The organism is Spirillospora sp. NPDC048819 (assembly GCF_040650055.1).
Lineage (GTDB): Bacteria > Actinomycetota > Actinomycetes > Streptosporangiales > Streptosporangiaceae > Spirillospora.
Genome location: NZ_JBEZGN010000022.1, coordinates 88,332 through 109,369 on the forward strand (window position 1 = coordinate 88,332; position 21,038 = coordinate 109,369).

The 21,038-nt window shown below is 72.5% G+C and carries 21 protein-coding genes and 1 pseudogene; 10 read left to right on the forward strand and 12 right to left on the reverse strand.

Annotation, left to right across the window (positions count from 1 at the left end):
- Positions 1-5 precede the first annotated feature (5 nt).
- The 3 genes from AB0C35_RS26965 (at position 6) to AB0C35_RS26975 (ending at position 3,347) form a co-directional block, all read left to right on the forward strand.
- Entirely contained in the window at positions 6-824 is an 819-nt protein-coding gene (locus AB0C35_RS26965) for a protein kinase (protein WP_358461228.1), read from the forward strand.
- Positions 825-1,019: 195 nt separating this feature from the next.
- A complete protein-coding gene (locus AB0C35_RS26970) occupies positions 1,020-3,158 on the forward strand; it encodes a tetratricopeptide repeat protein (protein ID WP_358461231.1) in 2,139 nt (712 codons plus the stop codon).
- Positions 3,159-3,167: 9 nt separating this feature from the next.
- Positions 3,168-3,347 carry a DUF397 domain-containing protein gene (locus tag AB0C35_RS26975; RefSeq protein ID WP_358461234.1) on the forward strand — a complete coding sequence of 60 codons (180 nt, stop codon included), beginning with the start codon at positions 3,168-3,170 and terminating at the stop codon, positions 3,345-3,347.
- A gap of 325 nt (positions 3,348-3,672) precedes the next feature.
- On the opposite strand, the gene AB0C35_RS26980 is transcribed toward AB0C35_RS26975, so the two are convergent.
- Entirely contained in the window at positions 3,673-3,879 is a 207-nt protein-coding gene (locus AB0C35_RS26980) for a cell division protein SepF (RefSeq protein ID WP_176404398.1), read from the reverse strand.
- Between the two features lie 30 nt (positions 3,880-3,909).
- Positions 3,910-6,822 carry a BTAD domain-containing putative transcriptional regulator gene (locus AB0C35_RS26985; protein ID WP_358461237.1) on the reverse strand — a complete coding sequence of 971 codons (2,913 nt, stop codon included), beginning with the start codon at positions 6,820-6,822 and terminating at the stop codon, positions 3,910-3,912.
- A 92-nt stretch (positions 6,823-6,914) separates the two neighbouring features.
- Here AB0C35_RS26985 and AB0C35_RS26990 point away from each other — a divergent pair, with 92 nt between their 5' ends.
- The 3 genes from AB0C35_RS26990 to AB0C35_RS27000 all read left to right on the forward strand — a co-directional run bounded on the left by AB0C35_RS26990 (position 6,915) and on the right by AB0C35_RS27000 (position 8,499).
- Positions 6,915-7,508 (forward strand): DUF6506 family protein, encoded by a 594-nt coding sequence (locus AB0C35_RS26990; protein ID WP_358461240.1) that lies wholly within the window; start codon positions 6,915-6,917, stop codon positions 7,506-7,508.
- 49 nt (positions 7,509-7,557) lie between these two features.
- Entirely contained in the window at positions 7,558-7,935 is a 378-nt protein-coding gene (locus AB0C35_RS26995) for a hypothetical protein (protein WP_358461243.1), read from the forward strand.
- Positions 7,936-8,058: 123 nt separating this feature from the next.
- Entirely contained in the window at positions 8,059-8,499 is a 441-nt protein-coding gene (locus AB0C35_RS27000; protein WP_358461246.1) for an ATP-binding protein, read from the forward strand.
- A 53-nt stretch (positions 8,500-8,552) separates the two neighbouring features.
- Here AB0C35_RS27000 and AB0C35_RS27005 read toward each other — a convergent pair whose 3' ends face one another.
- The 3 genes from AB0C35_RS27005 to AB0C35_RS27015 form a co-directional block, all read right to left on the reverse strand.
- Complete coding sequence (locus tag AB0C35_RS27005) at positions 8,553-9,206, reverse strand: choice-of-anchor P family protein (protein WP_358461249.1); 654 nt, start codon at positions 9,204-9,206, stop codon at positions 8,553-8,555.
- Between the two features lie 40 nt (positions 9,207-9,246).
- A complete protein-coding gene (locus AB0C35_RS27010; protein WP_358461252.1) occupies positions 9,247-10,080 on the reverse strand; it encodes a L,D-transpeptidase in 834 nt (277 codons plus the stop codon).
- Positions 10,081-10,252: 172 nt separating this feature from the next.
- The gene (locus tag AB0C35_RS27015) at positions 10,253-10,726 is read right to left on the reverse strand and encodes a MarR family transcriptional regulator (RefSeq protein WP_358461255.1); all 474 of its coding nucleotides are present in this window, start codon (positions 10,724-10,726) and stop codon (positions 10,253-10,255) included.
- Between the two features lie 101 nt (positions 10,727-10,827).
- Here AB0C35_RS27015 and AB0C35_RS27020 point away from each other — a divergent pair, with 101 nt between their 5' ends.
- Positions 10,828-12,000 (forward strand): PP2C family protein-serine/threonine phosphatase, encoded by a 1,173-nt coding sequence (locus AB0C35_RS27020; protein WP_358461258.1) that lies wholly within the window; start codon positions 10,828-10,830, stop codon positions 11,998-12,000.
- A 38-nt stretch (positions 12,001-12,038) separates the two neighbouring features.
- On the opposite strand, the gene AB0C35_RS27025 is transcribed toward AB0C35_RS27020, so the two are convergent.
- The 5 genes and pseudogenes from AB0C35_RS27025 to AB0C35_RS27045 form a co-directional block, all read right to left on the reverse strand.
- A complete protein-coding gene (locus AB0C35_RS27025) occupies positions 12,039-12,476 on the reverse strand; it encodes a response regulator (protein ID WP_358461261.1) in 438 nt (145 codons plus the stop codon).
- Between the two features lie 67 nt (positions 12,477-12,543).
- Positions 12,544-14,160, reverse strand: a complete 1,617-nt coding sequence (locus AB0C35_RS27030) for an ATP-binding protein (protein ID WP_358461264.1) — start codon at positions 14,158-14,160, stop codon at positions 12,544-12,546.
- Positions 14,161-14,177: 17 nt separating this feature from the next.
- Positions 14,178-14,399 (reverse strand): annotated as a pseudogene (locus AB0C35_RS27035) (pentapeptide repeat-containing protein); the annotation flags it as partial.
- Positions 14,400-14,468: 69 nt separating this feature from the next.
- Complete coding sequence (locus tag AB0C35_RS27040) at positions 14,469-15,668, reverse strand: fused response regulator/phosphatase (protein ID WP_358461267.1); 1,200 nt, start codon at positions 15,666-15,668, stop codon at positions 14,469-14,471.
- A gap of 140 nt (positions 15,669-15,808) precedes the next feature.
- A complete protein-coding gene (locus AB0C35_RS27045) occupies positions 15,809-16,366 on the reverse strand; it encodes a CGNR zinc finger domain-containing protein (RefSeq protein WP_358461270.1) in 558 nt (185 codons plus the stop codon).
- 84 nt (positions 16,367-16,450) lie between these two features.
- Here AB0C35_RS27045 and AB0C35_RS27050 point away from each other — a divergent pair, with 84 nt between their 5' ends.
- From AB0C35_RS27050 to AB0C35_RS27060, 3 genes are all read left to right on the forward strand, one after another.
- A complete protein-coding gene (locus AB0C35_RS27050) occupies positions 16,451-17,356 on the forward strand; it encodes an alpha/beta hydrolase (protein WP_358461273.1) in 906 nt (301 codons plus the stop codon).
- Positions 17,357-17,459: 103 nt separating this feature from the next.
- Complete coding sequence (locus AB0C35_RS27055; RefSeq protein ID WP_358461275.1) at positions 17,460-18,047, forward strand: sigma-70 family RNA polymerase sigma factor; 588 nt, start codon at positions 17,460-17,462, stop codon at positions 18,045-18,047.
- Positions 18,044-19,198 (forward strand): CU044_5270 family protein, encoded by a 1,155-nt coding sequence (locus AB0C35_RS27060; protein WP_358461278.1) that lies wholly within the window; start codon positions 18,044-18,046, stop codon positions 19,196-19,198. The genes AB0C35_RS27055 and AB0C35_RS27060 overlap by 4 nt, the downstream gene beginning before the upstream one ends.
- Positions 19,199-19,279: 81 nt before the next feature.
- On the opposite strand, the gene AB0C35_RS27065 is transcribed toward AB0C35_RS27060, so the two are convergent.
- Together AB0C35_RS27065 and AB0C35_RS27070 are read right to left on the reverse strand one after the other, a co-directional pair.
- Positions 19,280-19,591 carry a hypothetical protein gene (locus AB0C35_RS27065; protein WP_358461281.1) on the reverse strand — a complete coding sequence of 104 codons (312 nt, stop codon included), beginning with the start codon at positions 19,589-19,591 and terminating at the stop codon, positions 19,280-19,282.
- Positions 19,592-19,654: 63 nt separating this feature from the next.
- Positions 19,655-20,929: a pentapeptide repeat-containing protein gene (locus AB0C35_RS27070; protein ID WP_358461284.1), complete on the reverse strand. Its 1,275-nt coding sequence runs from the start codon at positions 20,927-20,929 to the stop codon at positions 19,655-19,657.
- Positions 20,930-21,038 lie beyond the last annotated feature (109 nt).

A 21,038-nucleotide genomic window follows, 5' to 3' on the forward strand; every position in this document is an offset into this window, starting at 1 on the left:
ACCCGTTGAGCGACCTTCCCGGATCCGCGGGGCTCGCCGAGGCCCTCGCCCCCCACACCGGAGCCCTCACCAGCGTCGAGCCGACCGAGCGCGGAAACCTCTCGGACGTCACCGCCCTGGTCGTCGGTGAGAAGGGGGAGTGGTTCGTCAAGGCCGTCCGCAACCGCCCCGGCGGCCGACGCGACTCCCTGATCCGGGAAGGGCTCATCAACCCGTCCGTTCACCCGATCTCTCCAGCTGTGCTCTGGCAGGCCGAGAGCCCAGAATGGATCGCGCTCGGCTTTGAGATCGTCCGCGGCCATCATGCCGACCTGTCGCCGGGATCCCCGGACCTGCCCGCCGTGGTCGACGTCCTGAACCGGATCGCGCGCGTCGAACCGCCCGGCATTGTGCGGGACTGGCCTGAGACCCGGTGGGACCGCTTCTCTACCGACGCAGAGGCTCGGTTGTTGCGGGGGGATGCACTGCTGTACACCGACCTCAATCCGGACAACTTGCTGATCGGGGAGCAGACGACGTGGGCGGTCGACTGGGCGTGGCCCACTCGGGGCGCGGCGCACATTCCGCCCTCGCTCCTGGTCGTCCAGCTCATTGCAGCCGGCCACAGTGCAGAATCAGCGGAGGAGTGGGCGGGCGGCTCCACCGCGTGGGCGAATGCGGATCCGGAAGCTGTGGACGCTTTCGCCGCTGCGGCCTTGCGCATGAACCGCCATCGCCATGACCGCGACCCCGATGCGGATTGGCTCTGGGCCATGGTCTCTGCCGTCGGCCAGTGGGTCGACTACCGGGCGAGACGGGGCGCGGCGTTCAACTCTTTCATTTAGCACGGCCGCCGACCTATACGCCGCGAAAGGAGGACGCTGCGAGTTCTTCGGTGACTCGGCGGCGGCCAAACGCCTTCGGATCGCCTCCAGTCCCAGCCGGCTCATTAAATCGAAAACCGGCCCTACCCGGCCTCGTCCTCAACCACGCCACCTGATCGACGCGCAGGCGTCCGCCGGCGAATCTATGATTACAGCATGAATCTGGAGGCGGTGTTCGGCGCTGGTGGCTTAGTCGTCGCGGCGACCGCCGCTGTGATCGCGTGGGTTCAGCTGCGCCGGACTCCGGCCATCTCCCGGGGGCAGGGAAACGGCGGCAGATCGCCCCAGGTGATCCTGCGTCCGCCGACCGGCCGGTTGCCCGGCCATGTCCGCGGCCGCGAGCAGATTCTGCACACGATCGAGGGCGCCGCGCGGCGCCCGGACGGCACGATCCACCTGCTCGGCGGCCTTGGTGGCACGGGGAAGACGACCATCGCGCTGCGTGTCGCGGACACGTGCCTGTCCGCCGGGCGGCGGGTGTGGTGGGTTTCCGGCGTGGACGCGGGCTCACTCGGCTCCGAACTTCTGGAGTTGGCGCTGGCGCTGGGCGCTACGGCTCAGGACATCGAGGACGTGTCGAGCGGGAGACGCAACCCCGCCGACCTGCTGTGGGAGTTCCTGGAGACCCAGCGGGACTGGGTACTGGTGATCGACAACGCGGATGACCCCGACGCGCTCGCCGTGCACGGCCGGACGGTGGGCGACAGTTCCGGTTGGATCCGGCCTACCTCGTCCGGCCTGCTTCTCATCACGAGCCGTAACATCGACCCGATGGTCTGGGGACGGCATGTCACGGTCCATACCGTGGGTTGGCTTTCGGCCGAACAGGGCGCACGCGTCCTGCTGGACCTTGCTCCGCAGGCGGGCACCATGGACGAAGCCCGCGAGCTGTCGGAACGTCTGGGCGGACTGCCGCTGGCGCTGCATCACGCAGGGCTTCACCTGGCGTCCCCCTTCCATCGTGAGCGCTCCTTCAGTGCCTATGCCGATGCTCTGGAGGACCGATTCCCCGAGCTGATGGGAGCAGGGGTCGACGACCGGTCGATCGTGACGAGCACCTGGCGGATCACCCTCGACGCACTGATCGACGACGGACACACAGAGGCCGGCGCCCTGATGCGGGTGCTGTCCATGTTCGCCGGCGGCGTCCCCTTCCGGTGCGACCTGCTCGACCACGACGTCCTTGCGCGTGGCTGCGGTCTGCCGGACGGCGCGCGGGGCGCCGACGGGCTACGGGCATTGGCGAACACCGGCCTGGTCTCGCTCAGCTCCTCCGGAAACGTTGACGTGATTACGGTGCATCCGCTGGTCGCGGAGACGCTGCGGACCGACGACGGGGACGTTCGCGCCCACGGGGGCGTCGCGGCGGACCTGCTGGCGACCGGCGCCGAGAGCCTGGACCCGAGGGATCCCGGGCACCATCCCGCCTGGGCCTCCCTCGTTCCGCACGTCTCTGAAGTGCTCCAGACCACGATGTCCTGGCACGGTGATCCCGCCCTGGAGCGGGCCGCTGAGGCGGCGAGCATTGTCGCCATTGCGCTCGGCTGGGGTAGCCACTACTTCGCCGCGCTCCGCTTGGCCGAGGAGTCGCTGACGACCATCACGGCCCTGGGCGGTGAACATCCCGCCGTCGTTGAGCTCACGCTCACCAAGGCCAAGGTCACTCGCCTGCTCGGTGACCCGGAGGCGGCCGAGCCGATCGCCCGCCAAGTCGTGCGGACGCGCGAGCGCGTCCTCGGCCCCGACGACCAGGACACGCTGAGCGCACGCCACGAACTCGGACTTTGCCTCATTGGCCAGGGCAGGGTCACCGATGCAGAACAGGAGTACACGGCCGTTCTGGCCGCCAGGCGGAACCTTCTTGGCGAGGACCATCCGGACACGCTGATGAGCCGTCATGTGCTGGCCCGTGTCCCGGTTCAGCTCGGCAGGCTGGACGAGGCGGAACAGCAATACCGCGCGGTCTACGCTGCGAGGCTGCGTGTCCTCGGGCCGGACCACCAGGACACGCTGGTCGCGCGCAAGTACATCGGGACCACGCTCGTCCAGGCCGGGCGGCTCGATGAGGCGGAACGCGAGCTGACCGAGATACTGCCCGCCCTGGGACGAGCCCTTGGCGCCGAACATGGGCACGTCCTGTCGATCAGATATGAACTGGCGACCATGCTCGTGGCGCGTGGCAGAACGCGGGCCGCACGCAAAGAGCTCAAGGAACTGCTGTCTGTGCTGCAGCGCGTGCTTGGCACCGGCCATCCCGTGACGCACCGTACCGAGAACACCCTGGCCGACCTTTGAGGAGAGCGTGTGAGCGAGGACATCGAGTTCCGTAAGTCCCGGCATTCGGGAATGGAAGAAGACTGCGTGGAGATCGGCCGGGACGGCGACCTCGTCAGGGTCCGTGACTCCAAGGCGCGGGAAGCCGGGACACTCGGCTTCCCGGTCGCCGAGTTCCGGCGGTTCCTTGCCCGGTTCCAAAACCGGTAAGCCGCCCACTCAGAAGGGAGACCTACGGCGACTGGTTTCATGTTTCCCCCTTACTCCGGACGGTCGCGCTTTTGGGGACCGGGCGTTGGGGGCGGGTGGCGAGTTTGGCGGCGCGGCGTAGGGCCGGGTCGCGGGGGTGGAGTTCGCGGCCCAGGCTGGGGCGGACGGGGCGGTCCCCGCAGTACTCGCAGTCGGGATCACGGCAGGCGCCCTCGCGCCACTCGTCGCAGTGGGGGCACAAGGCGGCGTCGAACGCTTCGGAGTACTCCTGGCGCCGGCCGCAGCGCGGGCAACTTCCGGGCCACCGTTCCTGCTTGGCCATCGCCTAGGGCTGGAGGAGGAAGAGTTTGCGGTCGACTCGGTCGAGTGCGCCGCCGCGGCCGAAGACCAGGCCGGTGGCGAAGTCGACGAGCTGCTTGGCCTCGGCGTCCGGGAGGTCGGTCAGGTCCATGAGGACGGGCACGCCCTTGCGGAAGAAGTGCCCGACGTAAAGGACCTCGTTGTAGTTCTGGGGACGCAGCGATTTGACCACCGCCCCAGTCTGCCCGTCCGCCGGGCGAGGTCAAGAGCGGGTTCGGTTTATCGCCGCCGCGATCCTGTCGACGTCGAAGCGTTCGGCGGGCGGCAGTAGCCTGATCGCGGACGCCTCGCCGAGCAGGCGGGCGGCCTCGTCGGCGGCCCCCTCCAGGGACGCCGCACCGGCGAGCCCTTCGCAGGCCAGCGCAACGGCCCGCGGGTCGTCCGCGTCGCGGGCCAGGGTCAGGCTCTCCTGGTGGCGGGCGCGGGCCAGGGCGGCGTCACCACGCAGTTCCGCGACGAAGCCCAGCTCCGCCAGCACGTAGGCCAGGCCGGAGCGGTAGCCGTCCGCGCGGTGGGCGTCCTCGGCGGCGCGCAGATGCTCCTCGGCGGTGTCGAGCCGCCCCCGCCTGCGCGCCGACGCCCCCAGACCCACGCGCGCGTGGACGACCCCGTGGTGGAACGATCGTTCGCGCGCCACCCGCAGTGCGCGTTCGTACAGTGCGTCGGCCCGGTCGAAGTCCCCGGCGAGTGCGGCGACCCTGCCGAGCTGGGAGATCTCCTCCACCACGAGCGGCCAGAGCTGCAGTTCCTCGGCCGAGGCCAGGCCTGCCCGGTGCAACCGTTCCGCACTGTCGTAGTCGCTGTCCACCTCCGCGAGGACGCCCAGTAGCTGGAGGACGCGCGACTCGCCCCAGCGGTCGCCCACTTCGCGGAAAAGCGTCAGCCCTTCCTCGCCCGCACGGCGCGCGGCCTCCAGGTTCCCGAGCCGCAGCGACTCCCAGCCGAGGACGGCGAGCGCCGCCGCCGTGCCCCAGCGGTCGCCGAGCCGCCGGAAGTCCTTCAGCGCGTCGTCCACGAGGTGGATGGCCCGGGGGAGGTCACCGCCGTCGGCGCGGGCGAATCCCAGGAGCCACCGCTCGCGGGGGGACAGGTCGCCAGGGGGTTCCACCGGTTCGACCGGCATGCGCTCCCACGCCTCCAGGGCCGCCCGCCACACCAGAGCGCCGGTTCGGGGCCCGCCTCCGGCGTCGAGGCCCCGGCCGAACGAGCGGTGCGCCTCGCGGTACCGGCCGCGCAGGAACCAGTACCAGCCGAGCGACCCGCACAGGCGCAGAGCGAAGTCCGCGTCGCCCCGCTCCAGCGCCCGGTCGAGCGCGGCACGCAGGTTCGCGGTCTCGGCGTCGAGGCGGCGTAGCCACTCGCGCTGCCCGGGGCCGCGCAGATGCTGGTCGGCCTCCTCGGCGAGCCGCGCGAAGTGGCGGGCGTGGCGCCCGGCGTACTCGGCGGCCTCGCCCGCCTCGGCCAGCCGCTCGCGCGCGTACGCGGTGACGCTCTCCAGCAGCCCGAATCGCCGCGGCCCGGCGTCGTCGACCGAGAGGAGGGAGCGGTCGGCCAGGGCGGCGACCGTCCCCGCGACCTCCTTGGGCGCGACGCCCGCGCCCGCGGCGACCGCCTCCGCCGTGGCCAGGTCGAACCCGCCGGCGCAGACCGACAGCCGGCGCAGGACGGCGCGTTCGCGGCCGTCCAGGAGGTCCCAGCTCCAGTCGAAGGCGGCCCTCAGCGTGCGCGTGCCCGATCCCAGCAGGCGGAAGCGGTCGTCGAGCCGGGCCGCCACCTCCCGGAGGCCGAGGGTCCGGACCCGCGCGGCGGCCAGTTCGATCGCCAGCGGCAGCCGGTCGAGCCTGCGGCACACCGCCGCGATCTCCGTGTCGTCGGCGCGGAAGCCGGGCACGGCGTCCCGCACCCGCTCGCGGAAGAGGCGGACCGCCTCGTCGGGGCCTAGGGGAGGCACCTGCCACATCCGTTCCCCCGGTATGCCCAGCGGCTCCCGCCCGGTCGCCAGGATCCGGATCCCGGGCGCGTTCTCGAGCAGTGCTTTGACCAGCCCGGACACCGGGACGGTGAGGTGCTCGACGGTGTCCAGGACCAAGAGGAGCCGGCGGGTGCGCAGCGCCCGGACCGGCTCGCCGCGGACGCCGAGCACCGCGGCTACGCGGTCGGCCAGGCCGGCGGCGTCCTCACCCGTCCCGGCGTCGGCCAGCTCGACCAGCCACGCGACCTCCTCGGCGGCGCCCGCGACCTCCAGCGCCAGCCGCGACTTGCCCACCCCTGCCGGGCCCGTCAACGTGACCAGCCGGTGCCCGCGCAGCAGCGTCCCGACCTCGGCCGCCGCCGCGTCCCGCCCGACGAGCGCGGTGAGCGGGACGGGCAGGCCGGACGCGGGCGGCTCCGCCGGACCGGCCAGCTCCGGGTCCTGGCGGAGGACGGCCTGGTGAAGCGCGGCCAGCTCCGGACCCGGTTCCACGCCCAGTTCCTCGGCGAGCCTGTCCCGGATCTCGCGGTAGGCCGCGAGCGCCTCGGCCTGCCGCCCGTCCAGGTAGAGGGCGCGGATCCGGGCGGCGTGGAGCCGTTCGCGGAGCGGGTGGGCGGCCAGCATCGCCGGGAGCTCACCGGCCAGCGCCCGGTGCTCGCCGCGTTCGACGCGCTGTTCAGCGAGGCCCTCGAACGCGGTGACGCGCTGTTCCTCCAGCCGTTCCGCGGCGGCTCGGGCGAAAGGCGCCCCGGCGTATTCGGCGAAGGCGGGGCCGCGCCACAGGGCGAGGGCCTCCTCGTAGCGCGCCTGTGCGGCCAGCTCGCCGAAGTGTGCCGCGTCCACGCGGGACGGCTCGGTGCGCAGGCGGTACCCGTGCGGCGCGGTCTCCACCAGCGCGCGGGCACCGGGTTCGGCCAGCTCCAGGGCGCGCCTCAGCTGCGCCACCTTGGACTGGAGGGCTCCAGCCGCGTGCGCGGGCGGCGCTCCCTCCCAGAGGTCCTCGATCAGGGTCTCCGCCGGCACCGCGCGCCCGTGATGGACCAGCAGGTCCGCGAGCAGGGCGCGCACCTTGACGCCGGGCACGGCGACCTCCCGCCCCGTGTCGGTCCACACGGCGAGAGAGCCCAGCACCCCGAATCGCACGCCCACGATCGTAAGCGGACCGTCAGCCGGTCATCAGCGGCTCCCCGTAGCGTCGCCGACGTCCGGCAGAACGGATCCGAGGAGTGAGCGCCGTGCCCCAGTCAGTCGTGATCTACCCGCAGCCGGGCGCCGACCCGGACAAGGACCGGATCGTGTTCGACGGCGGTGGACGCCGGGTGACGCTGGTCGCCGTCCCGGACGAGGAGGAGGCCGGGCCGGTGGTCGCCGGACTCGTCGGCGAGGGCGCCGGGCTGATCGAGCTGTGCGGCGGGTTCGGGCCGGTCGGCACGGCGAAGGTGATCGCGGAGGTCGGCGACCGGGCCCCGGTCGGGGCGATCGGCTACGGCGGCGAGTCGCTGGCCGCGATCTCCCGCTACCACCTGGCGTACCTGGCCGGGCGGATCCAGTCGGACCTGTTCATGGTGCTGGTTCCGGGCGCCGATCCGGACCGGGACCGGATCGTCCGCGAGCACGGCGGCGGCGCCCGCTTCACCGCGGTCGCGGTGCCGGGCGTCGAGGCCGCGGAACGGGTCGCCGCGCAAGAGGAGGCCGGCCTGATCGAGCTGTTCGGCGGTTTCGGCGCCGACGCCGTGGCCCGGGTGCACACGGCCGCCGGGGGCACCCCGGTCGGCTCGGTCGTCTTCGGCGTCGAGTCCATGGACGCCGCAGCGGCCTTCCGAGCCTGAGCGTCAAGGGTTCTTGACGTCAGGGGGCCTTGACGGTGAAACTTGTTGCATGGTCACTCCGGATGGAATCGAACGGGACATCACGCTGACGACGGCGGCGGGGCGGTACGACGAGCTGTGGCTGCGGGACGCCGTCGGGGAGGAGCCGCTCCGGCGGGAGGAGGTGCTGGAGATGCTCGCGCTCGGGGAGGTGATCGCGCGGAAGGCGGTGTACGGGCGGCAGCTCGCGGTGCGGTCGGCGCGGTCCGCAGGGGCGTCGTGGACGCAGATCGGCGCGGCGCTCGGGGTCAGCAAGCAGGCGGCGTGGGAGGCGCACGGCCGGTGGATCGACGACCAGGCCGAGCAGCATCGGCGCAGCGACTACCAGGGGCTGGACGAGGAGCAGATCGCGGCGGCGCGGCGGCTCGCCGGACGGGCGGACGAGTAGGTCCCGGCGGACGCCGAAGTCGCCCGGGAAAGGTGTCCCGGTCGCCCGTGTTTTTCTGGTGGCTTGAGTTTCTTCTGAAGATCAACGGGAAATCTGGCTGCTAGAGGAACGGAGGCGATTGGCATGGAGGTCGTTCTCGAAATGACCCTGCCGAGGAACGCCGAGAGCGCTCCGCTGGTGCGCCACACGCTCGATGCCTCTCTCCGCGGGCTCGGGGTCGCCTCCGAGATCCGTGCCGATATCGCGCTCGCCTTGGGAGAGGCGTGCGCGAACGTCATCCAGCACGCCGCGAACGGAATGGAATACGAGGTCCGGGCGCGGATGGACGGGGTGAGATGCGTCGTGGAGGTCATCGACGGGGGCACGGCGGACGGCGTCGGCGTCGCGGTGGCCGGTGACGAGGCCGAGGTGGCGGGCGGGTGGGAGAGCGCCCTGACCGCGCCGCTGGCCGAGCATGGACGGGGACTTCAACTCATACGGGCGTTCACGGAGGAACTGCACATCGCCGATCGCGTCCACCGGGAGGGCGCGATCGTGCATTTCGAGAAGTCGCTGGCGAGCTGACGCGACGGCCCGGAGGGAGGTACCCTGCCGGGCCGCCGCGCCGGGGGCGTTCGTCAGCCGGTGACCGGAAGGTCGTGCTCGACCGGGGTCGGGGCGGGCGCCTCGGACACGGTCTTGCCGCAGGTGGCGGACGCGATCCGCACCGTCGCGGGCTTGCCGGGCAGCGGCACCTGGATTTCCATCGCGGTGACGGCGAGCCGGCCGTCGGCCATGCGCTCCTGCTTGTTGAGGATCAGCGAGGCGCGTCCGAGGCCCTCGATGTCGACGGGGACGGTGGTGTTGGGCGGCGGCGAGGCGTCCAGGCGCTTGCCGGCGATGACGGCGCGGGCGAGGTGGGCCGAGCCCCGGCCGCCGTCGCACTTCGCGGAGACGGCGCTGGCCATGAGCTTCGCGGCCGGGACGGCGACCCGCGCGACGGTCGAGCGGGCGCGGGCGGCGGAGGCGCTGACGTCCAGCGCGGACGCCTGGACGAGCTTGGTGTGGTTCTCGCGCAGCAGGCTCTTGCTGACCTTGCCGGTGGTGGAGGAGACGGCCGGCACCGGCGGGACGGCGACCGGCCCGGCGACCGTCAGCCCGTACGCGGAGCCTTCGGAGCCGTGCGGGGCGGCGGCGAGGGCCGGGGCGGCGGCGGCCAGGCCGGGCGCCAGCAGGCCCCCGGTGAGAATTCCGGCGGCGGTGAGCCGTCCTACGGCATGGCTGTAACGCATGGTGTTTCTCCGATTCTTGAGATCTGGGGCGTGCGGCTGGTCAGCCGTTGATGAAAACCAGGGATCCCAGCGGGACCCGTGACAGGGCGTTCAGCGCGTCCTTCGGCACCCGGACGCAGCCGTGCGTGACGGCCCGGCCGAACACGGAGGCGTCGGGCCAGCCGTGCAGGGCGACGGTGCCGGGCCCGCCGCCGAAGGTGTCGAGGGTCGCCGAGTGGGTGCCGAGCGGCAGGACGATCGGGCTCGGCGACGTCTTCTTCCGGGCGAGCGTGGCCATGATGAACGTCCGCCCGGACGGTGTCGGGGTCTTCGCGCCGCCGATCGCGACCTTCCACCGGCCGACCTCCCGCGCGGACTTGAGCAGCGTGAGCCGCCGCTCGGCGAGGTCGACGCGGACGGCGTACGGCGTGTGCGCGGTCCGCAGCCCCGCGCCGGAGATCCAGCCGCTCGCCCGGTTGGGGCGGCTCGGCAGCAGCACCCGCCGCCAGCCGCCCGAGGTCTCCACCACGGGGACCCAGGTGGGACCGCCGAGCTGCTCGGCGGGGAGGGTGGCGACGCGGCGTCCGTCCGGACGGTCGTGCACCGGCACGGGTTGGGTCGGGTGCACGACCAGGCCGTCGGTGACGCCGTCCGGTGCCGGGTCCTCGGGGGCGCCGGGGACGGTGGTGAACGTCGTGGCCTCGGGGACGTCGGACGCGCCGGTCTCGCCGCCCGCCGCGCCCGCGTCCTTCGCCGCCGCGCTCCCGTCCTTCGCCGCCGCGCTGGGCGACGAACCGCCGCATCCGCCGAGCAGCAGCACGGCGGCCACCGCCGGAACCAGGCCGGCGGCGGTGACGGCGCGGCGGGAATGCCGCGTGACATTGGTGGTCGCCATGAGGCGCGATATTAGCGGCGGAGAAGTCGCGCGCATCGATAATGGCGAAAAATTGACGCGGAGTCGCCTCTGGAAATGGCGATATTCTCCGACTTTCTAGAAAACTTGCCTAGCCTCGGCCTGTCCCGGCAAAGCGGGACATTTTGGCGGATCAGGCGGGCATGAACGTGGATCAGGCGGGCATGGAGAAGGAGCCGCCGGCGGCGTCCGGCTTGGAGGCCGCCTCATGGAACTCGCTGAGCCCCCACAGCAGCGCCGCCCGCGCGGGCGCCGGCATCGAGGCGAGCACCCGGGTCAGATCCTCGCGCCGCCGCAGCCGCAGCCGGTCGAGCAGCGCCTGCCCGTCGGCGCTCAGCCGCACCGTGACCTCGCGGCGGTCCCGGCCGGGGTCGCGGGTCAGCAGCCCGGACGCCTCCAGCCGGTCGCACAGCCGGCTCGCCGAGGACACCAGCGCGCCGAGTTCCTCCGCCAGCCGGCTGACGTTCACCGGCCCGCGCTCCACCACGAAGAGCGCGCGCAACTGCGTCGACGGAACGGGCACATCGGGGGCACTGTGCGCACGCGACCAGACGTTCATCAGAGTGGAGGCCGCGTCGTCGAGCGCGGCCGCGGACTCCGCGGCGCCCTCACCCGATGTGGCCACCATGCCCTCCACTGTTACATACGACGTCGCCAACGGCATCCGGGGCCGCACGGCCCGTCCGGATCCGCAGGTGGCGCCCGCTCCCACCCCCGGCGAGGAGTCCGATGCACGACGAACCCGCGGAGAAGGAGTTCCAGGCGATCGCGCAGGCCGTCTGGGCGGCGCCGCCGCACGAACTCATCGACGTCGCGAACGGGCTCATCGGACGGTACGCGAACGGGGTCGACGCCGGGGTCCTGCTGATCGACTACCGGCAGGCGTTCCTCGTCCCGACCGTCCCGGGGCACGAGGACGTCCCGGTCGACAACACCGCCCCCGGGCAGGCGTTCGCCGCGCAGCGGACCGTCGTGGAACGGGCGGACGAGGACGGCGGCCGCCTCGTCCACCTCCCCCTGACCGTGCAGGGCGAGCGTCTCGGCGTGCTGAGCGTCCGGCTCCCGGACGGCGGCCCGCCCTGGCTGGAGGAGTTCGCCGCGGTCCTCGCCCGCGCCATGAAGATCGCGAACCAGGGCACCGACCTGTTCCGGCGCATCCGTCGGCGGACGCGGCTGACGCTGGCGGCCGAGATGCAGTGGGACCTGCTGCCCGCCCCGGCCTGCGACACCGCCGAGTTCCACCTCGCCGGGCAACTCGAACCCGCGTACGCGGTGTGGGGCGACAACTTCGACTGGGCCGCGTCCGGGGAGCGGCTCACGCTGACGGTCAGCAACGGGATGGGATCCGGGACGGACGCGGCGGCGCTCACCCATCTCGCGATCAGCGCGCTGCGCAACGCGCGGCGGTCCGGGGCGGGCATCGCCGAGCAGGCCGCGCTCGCCGACCAGACGGTCTTCGCGCGACACCGCGGCGAACGGCACGTCGACACGCTCCTGCTGGACTTCGAGCTCGCCACCGGGCGGGTCAGGGTGACCGACGCGGGCTCACCGAGAATCCTCCGCATGCGGGGGAGCGCCACCGACGGCGTCGGGTTCGAGGCGCAAATGCCGCTCGGGATGTTCGGCGACACCCGGTACGTGACGGAGGAGTTCACCGCCGAGCCGGGCGACCGGCTGGTCATCGTCAGCGACGGGGTGCACACCGCGCTGTCGCCGGCGGGCGAGCCGTACGGGGAGTCCGCGCTGATCCAGGCTCTGCGCGCCACCCGGATGCAGGAGCCGCCGGAGGCCGTCCGTACCGTGATCCGGCATTTCGTCGCCTACCACGAGGAGACCGAGCCGGCCGACGACGCGGTGATCGTCTGCATCGACTGGACCGGCCGGGACGGCGGCGTCCGCTGACCGGCCGACCGCTGACCCGCCGGCCGGTGACCCGCCGGTCAGCGCGGAAGCTTGACCACCGTCACGAAGAAGTCGTCGATCCGGCGGACGACGGAGATGAACTGCTCGAAGTCGACCGGCTTGGTGACGTAGGCGTTGGCGTGCAGGTTGTAGCTGCGCAGGATGTCCTCGTCGGCCTCGGACGTGGTGAGCACGACGACGGGGATGCGGCGCAGGTCGTCGTCGTTCTTGATCTCCTGGAGCACCTCCCGGCCGTCCTTGCGCGGCAGGTTGAGGTCGAGGAGGACCAGGTCGGGGCGCGGGACGTCCGCGTACTCGCCCTCCCGGCGCAGGAACGCCATCGCCTGCTCGCCGTCGTTGACGACGTGCAGGGTGTTGTTGACCTTGTTGTGCTCGAACGCCTCGACGGTCAGCAGGACGTCGCCGGGATCGTCCTCGACGAGCAGGACCTCGATGGGGAGCGGGCCTTCGGTCATGTGCGTGTCCTCGCTCGGTGTCTCGGGTGGACGGGTGCCGGGTGTCTCGGGTGGCGGTGCGGCCGCGTCATCGGGATGCGTCCGCGCCGGTGGTGTTCGCCTGCGTCTGCGGAGGGTCGGCCGGCAGCGTCCAGTGGAAGACGGTGCCGGGGCCGTCGTCGCCGTCGTCGTCGCTGTCGTCGCCGGTGCCGAGCCAGATGCGGCCGCCGTGGAACTCGACGATCTTCTTGCAGAGGGCCAGGCCGATGCCGGTGCCGGCGTAGGCGTCGCGCGGATGGAGCCGCTGGAAGATCAGGAAGATCCGGTCGGCGTAGCGCGGCTCGATGCCGATGCCGTTGTCGGCGCAGCGGAACTCCCACTCGTCCCCGGCCCGGCGGACGTCGATGGTGACGCGGGGCGGCACGTCCGCGCGGCGGAACTTGATCGCGTTGCCGAGGAGGTTCTGGAAGAGCTGCGTGAACTGGGTGCGGTCGCCGGGCACATGCGGGAGGTCCCCGATGTCCACCTCTGCGCCGGTCTCCTCCCGCAGGGCCGCGACGTTGTCCAGGGCTTGCCGGGCGACCTCGTTCAGGTCGACGGATTCCTCCGGACGCGACAGCCGGCCCACACGGGAGAAGCTCAGCAGGTCGTTGATGAGCGCCTGCATGCGCTTCGCGCCGTCGACGGCGAACACGATGTACTGCCGCCCCCGCTCGTCCAGCTGGTCGCCGTACCGCCGTTCGATCATCTGGCAGAAGCTCGCCACCTTCCGCAGCGGCTCTTGCAGGTCGTGGCTCGCGACGTAGGCGAACTGCTCCAGCTCGGCGTTGGAGCGGCGCAGCTCCTCGGTCTGCGCGTCGAGCTGCCGGGTCTTGTCGACGGTGGCCCGCCACTCGTCGATGATCCGGTCGCGCATCGCGTCGATGATCACCGCGAGTTCGTTGATCTCCGCCGGGCCGGGGACGTCCAGCGGGTGCGCGTAGTCGCCCTGGGCCACCGCGCGGACCCGTCCGGTCAGCGAGGACATCGGTGTCAGCACGGTCCGGCGGATCAGCATGGCGAGCGCGATCGCGGCCACCACGACCAGGATCAGCGCGGCGCCGATCGACCACACCATCGTCCTGGCGCGGGACTGGAGCGTGCCGGCCGCCCGGTCGTGCAGCCGGGTGATCCCGGCCTGCAGCGGGGACATGTCGCCGCGCGCCTGGTTGAGCAGCCGCCGCGCCTGCCGGCTCTCGGCCCGGTCGAGGCCCTGGCCGCCCGGTCCGGCCGCGACATGGTCGGCGAACGTGGTCCGCCATGCCCGTGAATCGGCCATGGCCCTGTCCAGGAGGCGGAGGACGTCCCCGCTGCCCGGGACCCCGGCCAGCAACCTGCGCATCCTGGCGGCGGACGCCCGTTCCTGCTCGACCGCCTCCCGGTACTCGGTGAGGCGGTTCTGCCCGCCGTCCAAGGCGTAGTCGCGGATGGCCGCGTCCTGGGTGGTGAGCGCGGAGGAGAGCCGGAACTGCTCCAGCGCCGCCGGGTCGACCCTGTCGACGAGGACCTCCCGCGCCCGGCCGTCCTCGTACAGCGCCGACCCGGCCTGCACGAAGGCGAGCAGGAGCAGCAGCCCGAGGACGATCGAACCCCACCGGTAGATCTGGACGAGCCGGATGCGGCTCATCCCGTGCGCCTCCGGGATGTCCGCCGCCGGCAGCACCATGGCTGGCCCAGAGATCCTCAGCTTCCGCCCGGTCTCCACGACCGGCGGCGGCTCGCCCCCACCCACCCGAAGCCCACCCGCCTGAGACGCGCCCGCCTGGGACCCGCCTGCAGGTGACCCGCCCGGTTGAGACCCGCCCGCCGGAGACCCACTCGCCGGAGATGCGCCCGCCGGAGATGCGTCCGGCTGAAGCCCGCCCGCCTGAGATGCGCCCGGCTGAGATGCGTCCGCCTGAGATGCGTCCGCCGGAGACCCGTCCGCGGAACCGTCCGTGGGCGGCTCGTCGGGGCCGGGGTCGTGCGCGGTCATCAGCTGTCGCCCCGGCTCAGCAGGAGGACGGCCAGATCGTCGGACAGGACGTCCCCGTTCAGCCGCTCGGCTTCGGCGATGAGCCCGTCGACGAGCACGTCGCCGCGTTGCCCGTCCCCGTGCGCGGCCTTCGCCAGTTCCACCAGTCCGGACAGGTCGAGGTGCTCGCCGCCGTCGCCGGCGTACCCCTCGATCAGCCCGTCGGTGTAGAGCAGCAGCCCCCACGAGTCGCCGAGTTCGAGGTCGACCGCGGGCCAGTCCACGCCGGGGATCAGCCCGAGCGCGGGGCCGCGCGGCTCGTCCGGGATCGTCTCGACGCCGCCGGGGCCGAAGAACAGCGGGCGCGGATGCCCGGCCCGGTACAGCCTGGCGCTGCGCCGGTCGGGGGCGATGGTTAGCATGCACACGGTCGTGAAGATCTCCTCGCCCCACCGCTCGTGCTCCAGGACGGCGTCGAGCGTGTCGAGGAGCCGCGGCCCGGTGTGCCCGGCGAGGACGAGCGTGCGCCACGCCATGCGGAGCCGCACCCCGAGGGACGCCTCGTCCGCGCCGTGCCCGCTGACGTCGCCGATGACCACGTGGACGGCGCCGTCCTCGGTCTCCACCGTGTCGTGGAAGTCGCCGCCGAGCAGCGCCCGGTCGCGTCCCGGCCGGTACCGGGTGTGGTGGCGCAGGGTCGTGTCCTTGAGGATCGGGACGGGCAGCAGCCCGCGTTCCAGCCGGGCGTTCTCCCGGCTCAGCGCCCGCGCCTCCACCAGCTGCCGCTCGGACTCGTCGGCGCGCTTGCGCTCGATCGCGTAGCTGATCGCCCGGGTGAGCAGCGCGCTGTCCACGTCCTGCTTGACGAGGTAGTCCTGGGCGCCGGCGGCGACGGCCTCGACGCCGACGTGGGCGTCGTCGAGGCCGGTCAGGACGAGGACGGCGATGGACGGCGCGTGGGCGTGCATCTGGCGCAGCGCGTCGAGGCCCTCCGCGTCCGGCAGCGACAGGTCGACGATGACGCACTGGATGTCGGGCCGCAGCGCGTCGAGGGCCTCGCTGAGCGTGGCGGCGACGGTGATCCGCACGCCGGGCTGCGCTTCGGCCAGCAGTTCCTCGAACAGGAACGCGTCGCCCGGGTCGTCCTCGACGAGAAGCAGGTGGGGGGAGCCGGCCACCCCGAGGAGCCGCTCCGCGCCGCGACTGTGCATCGCGGTCATCGATCAGCTCCTTTGGCCTGGCACGACCATGAGCATGTCAGGCGGGTAGTTGCTTGCCGTTGAGCAAATGTTAAGGGCATTCGGCTAAGGCGAGGCACCGCAAGTGCCGATGTATCGCTCGAAACGGAGCGTTCATCTGATCAACCGTACTTGTGCCGTTCGTAGTAGCGGGCGACGCGCGCGCGGTTTCCGCAGCGGGCCGCCGAGCACCAGCGGCGGCGGGGGTGCGCGGGCAGGAAGAGCATCGTGCAGTCGTCGGCCTCGCAGGCACGGACCCGGCCGATCGCGGGGTCGGCGAGGAGCGCGGCGGCCGCCTCGGCGAGGTGTGCGGCGAGGCGCACGCCGTACGGGCCGGTGCGGTGGGCGGTCGCGGTGACGGCCGTCCCGTTCCAGGCCAGCCGCCTGATCGCGGGTGCCCGGCGCTGGGCGTCGGTGAGGCCGTCGAGGGACGCGGCGGGCGGTCGCTCGCCCCTGCGCGCCCGGTCGATCGCGGCGGCGGCATGGTCGCGGACCTCGTGGACGGGGGCGAGGTCGTCGTCGGTGAGCATTCCGGGTCCCGGCTGCGGTACCCGGTCGCCCTGGAGGGCCAGCCAGGCGGCGAGCCCGTCCGGTGTGGAGATCAGGTCGGCGCCGGCCGGACGGGTGTTGAGCAGGTCCAGCGCGGGCGGCTCACCGGTCAGCGGCACGGGATGTCTCATGTCCTAATGCTATCCGGCCACGTTGACACATTAGGCCTGCACGGGTTAGGACTAATGCATCTTCTTGCTATGGAGGCATGTGACATGACGTTCCCCGTGCTCGCCCGCACCGCTCACCGCCACATCGACGTCGACGGGATCCGCGTCTTCTACCGCGAGTCGCTGCCCGCGGACCCGGACGCGCCCGTCCTGCTCCTCCTGCACGGCTTCCCTTCCGCCTCGCACCAGTTCCGGCGCCTGATCGACTTGCTCGGGGCGCGCTACCGGCTGATCGCCCCCGACTACCCGGGCTTCGGGCACAGCGACGTCCCGGAACCGGCGTCCACCGGCGGGACGTTCGCCTACACCTTCGACGGGCTCGCTGACGTCATGGAGGGGTTCGTCGAGGGCCTCGGCCTCGACCGCTTCGTCATGTACGTCTTCGACTTCGGAGCGCCGGTCGGGTTCCGGCTGGCGTTGCGGCACCCGGAGTGGATCGCGGGCCTGGTCGTCCAGAACGGCAACGCCTACGAGGAGGGGCTCTCGGACGGCGCACGCGAGTTCATCGCGTTGCGCCCGGAGACGGAGGGCGCGGAGAAGACGGTCCGCGACCTGCTGACCCTGCCGTCCACGCGCGGCCAGTACGAGGGCGGGACGGCCGATCCCGAACTCGTCGCCCCCGACGGCTGGACGCTCGACCAGCACTTCCTCGACCTGCCCGGCCGGACCAGGCCGCAGATCGACCTCGCCTTCGACTACCACTCGAACGTCGAGCGGTACCCGGAGTGGCAGGCGTGGCTGCGCGAGCACACCCCGCCCACCCTCATCGTGTGGGGACGGAACGACATGTTCTTCCCCGAACCCGGCGCCCGCGCCTACCTGCGCGACCTCCCGGACGCCGACCTCCACGTCCTCGACACCGGCCACTTCGCGCTGGAGGACGGGCTTCCCGAGATCGCCCCGCTCATCGCGGACTTCCTCGACACGGTCCTCCCGAGAACACGCGCGTAACAATGGCGCTCCCCGGGCCACTACCTGGTGACGTGGACATCCGGACGGACGGAGGAGCAGGCGGTGGCAGACGAAGCCCCTGATGAACGGGTGGGCGGTGCCCGTGACCCCCGATGAACGGCGCTTCACCGCGATCTACGACGAGTGCCGTCAGCGCGTGTGGGCGTACGCCGTCAGCCGCGCCGGCCGGCAGGTCGCGGACGAGGTGGTGAGCGAGACGTTCGCCGTCGCGTGGCGGCGGTTCGCCGACGTCCCCGACCCGGCGCTGCCGTGGCTGCTCGGCGTCGCGCGGAACGTCCTGCGCGACGGCCACCGCGCGGACGTGCGGCGCGAGTCGTTCGCCTACGAGGTCGGACGGTGGACGGCGCGTCCCGCCGGCGACATCGCCGAGGACGTGGCGGAACGCCTCGCCGTCCTGCGCGCGATGGCGACGCTGCCGGAGGGGGACCGGGAGATCCTGATCCTCATCGCCTGGCAGGGGCTGACGCCCCGCGAGGCCGCCAAGGTCGTCGGATGCTCGCCCGCCGCGCTGCGCGTCCGGCTGCACCGGGCGCGGCGGCGGCTCGTCCGCCAGGTGGAGGCGACGGCTGAAGCGGCGGCGGGGAAGGCGGCGACCGGGAGGGCGGCGGAAGGCGCCGGACCGGCCGGAACACGTCCGCAAGTGCGAATCATCGGTGAGGAGCTGACATGAACGACGTGCTGCGGACCCTGCGGGAGGCCCGGCCCGCCGAACTGAACCCGGACGCGACGGTCGACGCGGACGCCCGGCGGGCGGAACTGGCGCGCGCGATGGCCGCCGACGTCGACCCGGCGACGCCGGGGAAGGCGATGCGGAGACGCGTCCGTCCTATGTGGGGCCTCGGCCTCGCAGGGGCGGTGGCGGCAGGGGCGCTGGTCGCGGCGACGCTGGTCGCGCCCGGCGGAGACGAGCCGGGGGCGAACCGGGCCGGCGGCGGCCCCGGGGCCGAGAAGACGCTCGACGCGAAGACCGTCCTGCTCGCCGCCGCCGAGAAGGCGAACGGGCAGACCGACACCCCGCGCGCGTACTGGCACCACGTGGCGATCGCGTCCCACACCTACACGGTGGGGAAGGCCGGTGCCCGCTACGCCATCGTGACCAGGGACAGGCAAGAGACCTGGACGCCCAGTGAGCCGGGCGGTAAGGCGTGGAACGGTCGGCAGTACCTGGGCGCGAAGCCCGCGACGGCGGCGGACGCCGAGGCGTGGCGGAGCGCGGGGTCGCCCGGCGGGTTCGACGTCCGGGTCCCGATCTCCCCGGGCAGCACGATCACCAAGCCGTTCACAGTGGAGGTCGAACCCGGTCCCGTCGAGATCCGGCCTTCCACGCCGGCGGAAGGCGGCAAGGTGTTCTGGCTCGGCCGGAACGTGACCATGAAGGATCTGCGGTCGCTGCCGTCCGACGCGGCGCGGCTCAAGGCCGAGCTGATGCGGTGGTACGAGGGGCACGGCACCGAGGGCGACGTGCCGGCGCGGCCCGGGGAGTGGCTCTACGGCGTCGCCCAGGGCCTGGTCATGGACATGCCGGTGCGGCCGGAGGTCCGCGCCGCCGCGTTCCGGATGCTCGCCGGGCTCCCGTCGGTGAAGTCCATCGGCGAGGTCACGGACCCCGAGGGCAGGACGGGAAACGCCATCGCCGTCGACAAGGAGACGCCCCGCGGTGTGATCCGGCACCGGATGATCATTGATCTGTCCATCGGTACCGCGCTGGCCAGCCAGAACATCATGCTGAAGCCCGCATCCGGGGAGGAGGTCCCGGCCGGGCGGGCGATGAACTCGGTCGTCACGATCAGCGCGGAATGGACGGACTCGCCCCCGCGGTGACCCGTTTATGGGAAGGGGCGGCGCCCGGTTGGTGCCGTCCCTTTCGCATGACCCCGGCGCGTGTTAGTGGCCGGGTTGTGATCAGGCGCTTTTCGGGGTGCGGCGGGCGGTTTTCTGCGCGGCTCTGCGCTGCGCGGCGGTCGCCCTCGCGCGGTTGAGGCTTTCCCTGACCTTGGCGGCGCCGCGCGTCGCGGTCACGGTGTCCTTGGCGCGGCCGGCGTAAACCGCGAGGACCTCCGCGACGGGCGGCGGCTGCCATTCCTCCTTCGAGACGATGGGCACGACGGGCAGGACGGGGATGGTGGTGGCGGCGGAGTTTCCAGGCACGGGGACGAGCGCGAGATGCGATTGGCAGTGCGGGCACTGCACCCCCGGGTGGGTGTCTCTGCTCATAACTGGAATCATTACGCAAGGGTCTGACAAAACAAGGGCCCCGCCCTTTCGGCGTGATCCCGGTTATGTGTTCGGGCCGGCCGTGTGCGCGGTCTGCGTGTTGTCGGAGCGGTCGCCGTGACGATCGTGTTGGCGGACGTCTTGCCGGTGGTCGTAGCGCAGGAATGACGCGCCGCAGAACAGCAGCGCCGCGATGACCGCGATCCAGGCCGCGACCCGTACCGCCCGGCCGGCGCCGCGGCGCGGACCCGGCCCGCCGCGGACGCCCGCGGGCGGTCGTTCGCCGGTGATGCGCAGAACCTCCGGCCGGCGCAGCCCCGGGAAGCCGCATTCGCTGAGGTCGACGTCCGTGACCTGCAGGAGTTCCGCGTCGGCCCCCCGCAGGGAGGTGAGCCGCACCTCCGCCGGGCCCGCCCACGGCGGCTCGGTGAGCCCCTGGATCGGGTGGTGCAGCGAACGCACGGACACCGTCCCCTCGAAGAGGGCGTCCGACAGGTCCAGCTCGGCGTGGCGCAGCCGGAAGTCGGCCTCCCCGTGGACGGTCGCGCCCCGGGCCGTGACCTTCCGCGCCGCCGCCCGGACGCGCAGCCCGCCGTGCACGGTGGTGTCCACGAGCTCGATCCTGCCGCCCGCGACGAGCGGCCCGAGCCACATCCCGTGCCGGAACCTCGTCCGTTCGAACCGGGCGTGCCGCGTCACCTGGACCCGCTTGAACGAAGCGGCCCCGCCGAACCGGGCCGCCTGCATCGCCGCGTCCCGGCCGAACCTGGCGCCGTCGAAGCAGGCCGCGCCCATGAACGCCGCGCGCCTGAACGAGGCGTCGGCGTGCCAGTTCGCGTCGCCGAACAGGGCGTCCTCCGCGAAGACGGCCTCCTCGAACGAGGTGTGCCGGTGGAAACGCGCCCCGTGGAAGGAGACGTTGCGTCCGAACCGCACGTCGCGGAACGAGGCGTTGCCGAAGAACCGCGCGTCGTAGAAGGACGCGGCCCCGAGGAAGCACGCACCGTCGAACGAGCTGTCCTGTTCGACGCAGAAGGCCCGCAGCGCCGCATCGGACGGCAGCACCGCCCCGTCGAAGCGCGTGCGTCCGAGATGGGGCCGCCCGTCGGGGCCGGTGACGGCGTCCAGGACGGCCTCCAGCAGCCACGAGGGGATGGTGACGCCGCGCAGGTCGACCTCGGCGCCGGGCCGGAGCGACCCCACGAACCGTTCGAACTCGCGTGGGCGCAGATGAGCGGGGCAGCCGCCTGATGGTTCGACGGCACGTCCCGTACATTCCTTGACGGCTGAGCACCGCGGCCAGAACACCGAGGCGGGGGACGGCTTCTGAGGGGTCACGGTCCTCGGTGTACCCACGGCCAAGGCCGCGCTAAGTCTCTCCGCCGGACAGGTAGATGCTCCCCCACAGCCACCTTGTGCCCCCACCCAAGTTCACTTCCCCGCACCC

Bases quoted from the DNA above. Each gene is read 5' to 3' on its own strand.
- AB0C35_RS27040 (WP_358461267.1), bottom strand. From the start codon at position 15,668: ATGACCGCGATGCACAGTCGCGGCGCGGAGCGGCTCCTCGGGGTGGCC.
- AB0C35_RS27025 (WP_358461261.1), bottom strand. From the start codon at position 12,476: ATGACCGAAGGCCCGCTCCCCATCGAGGTCCTGCTCGTCGAGGACGAT.
- AB0C35_RS27020 (WP_358461258.1), top strand. From the start codon at position 10,828: ATGCACGACGAACCCGCGGAGAAGGAGTTCCAGGCGATCGCGCAGGCC.
- AB0C35_RS27030 (WP_358461264.1), bottom strand. From the start codon at position 14,160: ATGGTGCTGCCGGCGGCGGACATCCCGGAGGCGCACGGGATGAGCCGC.
- AB0C35_RS26970 (WP_358461231.1), top strand. From the start codon at position 1,020: ATGAATCTGGAGGCGGTGTTCGGCGCTGGTGGCTTAGTCGTCGCGGCG.
- AB0C35_RS27010 (WP_358461252.1), bottom strand. From the start codon at position 10,080: ATGGCGACCACCAATGTCACGCGGCATTCCCGCCGCGCCGTCACCGCC.
- AB0C35_RS27000 (WP_358461246.1), top strand. From the start codon at position 8,059: ATGGAGGTCGTTCTCGAAATGACCCTGCCGAGGAACGCCGAGAGCGCT.
- AB0C35_RS27005 (WP_358461249.1), bottom strand. From the start codon at position 9,206: ATGCGTTACAGCCATGCCGTAGGACGGCTCACCGCCGCCGGAATTCTC.
- AB0C35_RS26995 (WP_358461243.1), top strand. From the start codon at position 7,558: ATGGTCACTCCGGATGGAATCGAACGGGACATCACGCTGACGACGGCG.
- AB0C35_RS27015 (WP_358461255.1), bottom strand. From the start codon at position 10,726: ATGGTGGCCACATCGGGTGAGGGCGCCGCGGAGTCCGCGGCCGCGCTC.
- AB0C35_RS27045 (WP_358461270.1), bottom strand. From the start codon at position 16,366: ATGAGACATCCCGTGCCGCTGACCGGTGAGCCGCCCGCGCTGGACCTG.
- AB0C35_RS27065 (WP_358461281.1), bottom strand. From the start codon at position 19,591: ATGAGCAGAGACACCCACCCGGGGGTGCAGTGCCCGCACTGCCAATCG.
- AB0C35_RS27060 (WP_358461278.1), top strand. From the start codon at position 18,044: ATGAACGACGTGCTGCGGACCCTGCGGGAGGCCCGGCCCGCCGAACTG.
- AB0C35_RS27050 (WP_358461273.1), top strand. From the start codon at position 16,451: ATGACGTTCCCCGTGCTCGCCCGCACCGCTCACCGCCACATCGACGTC.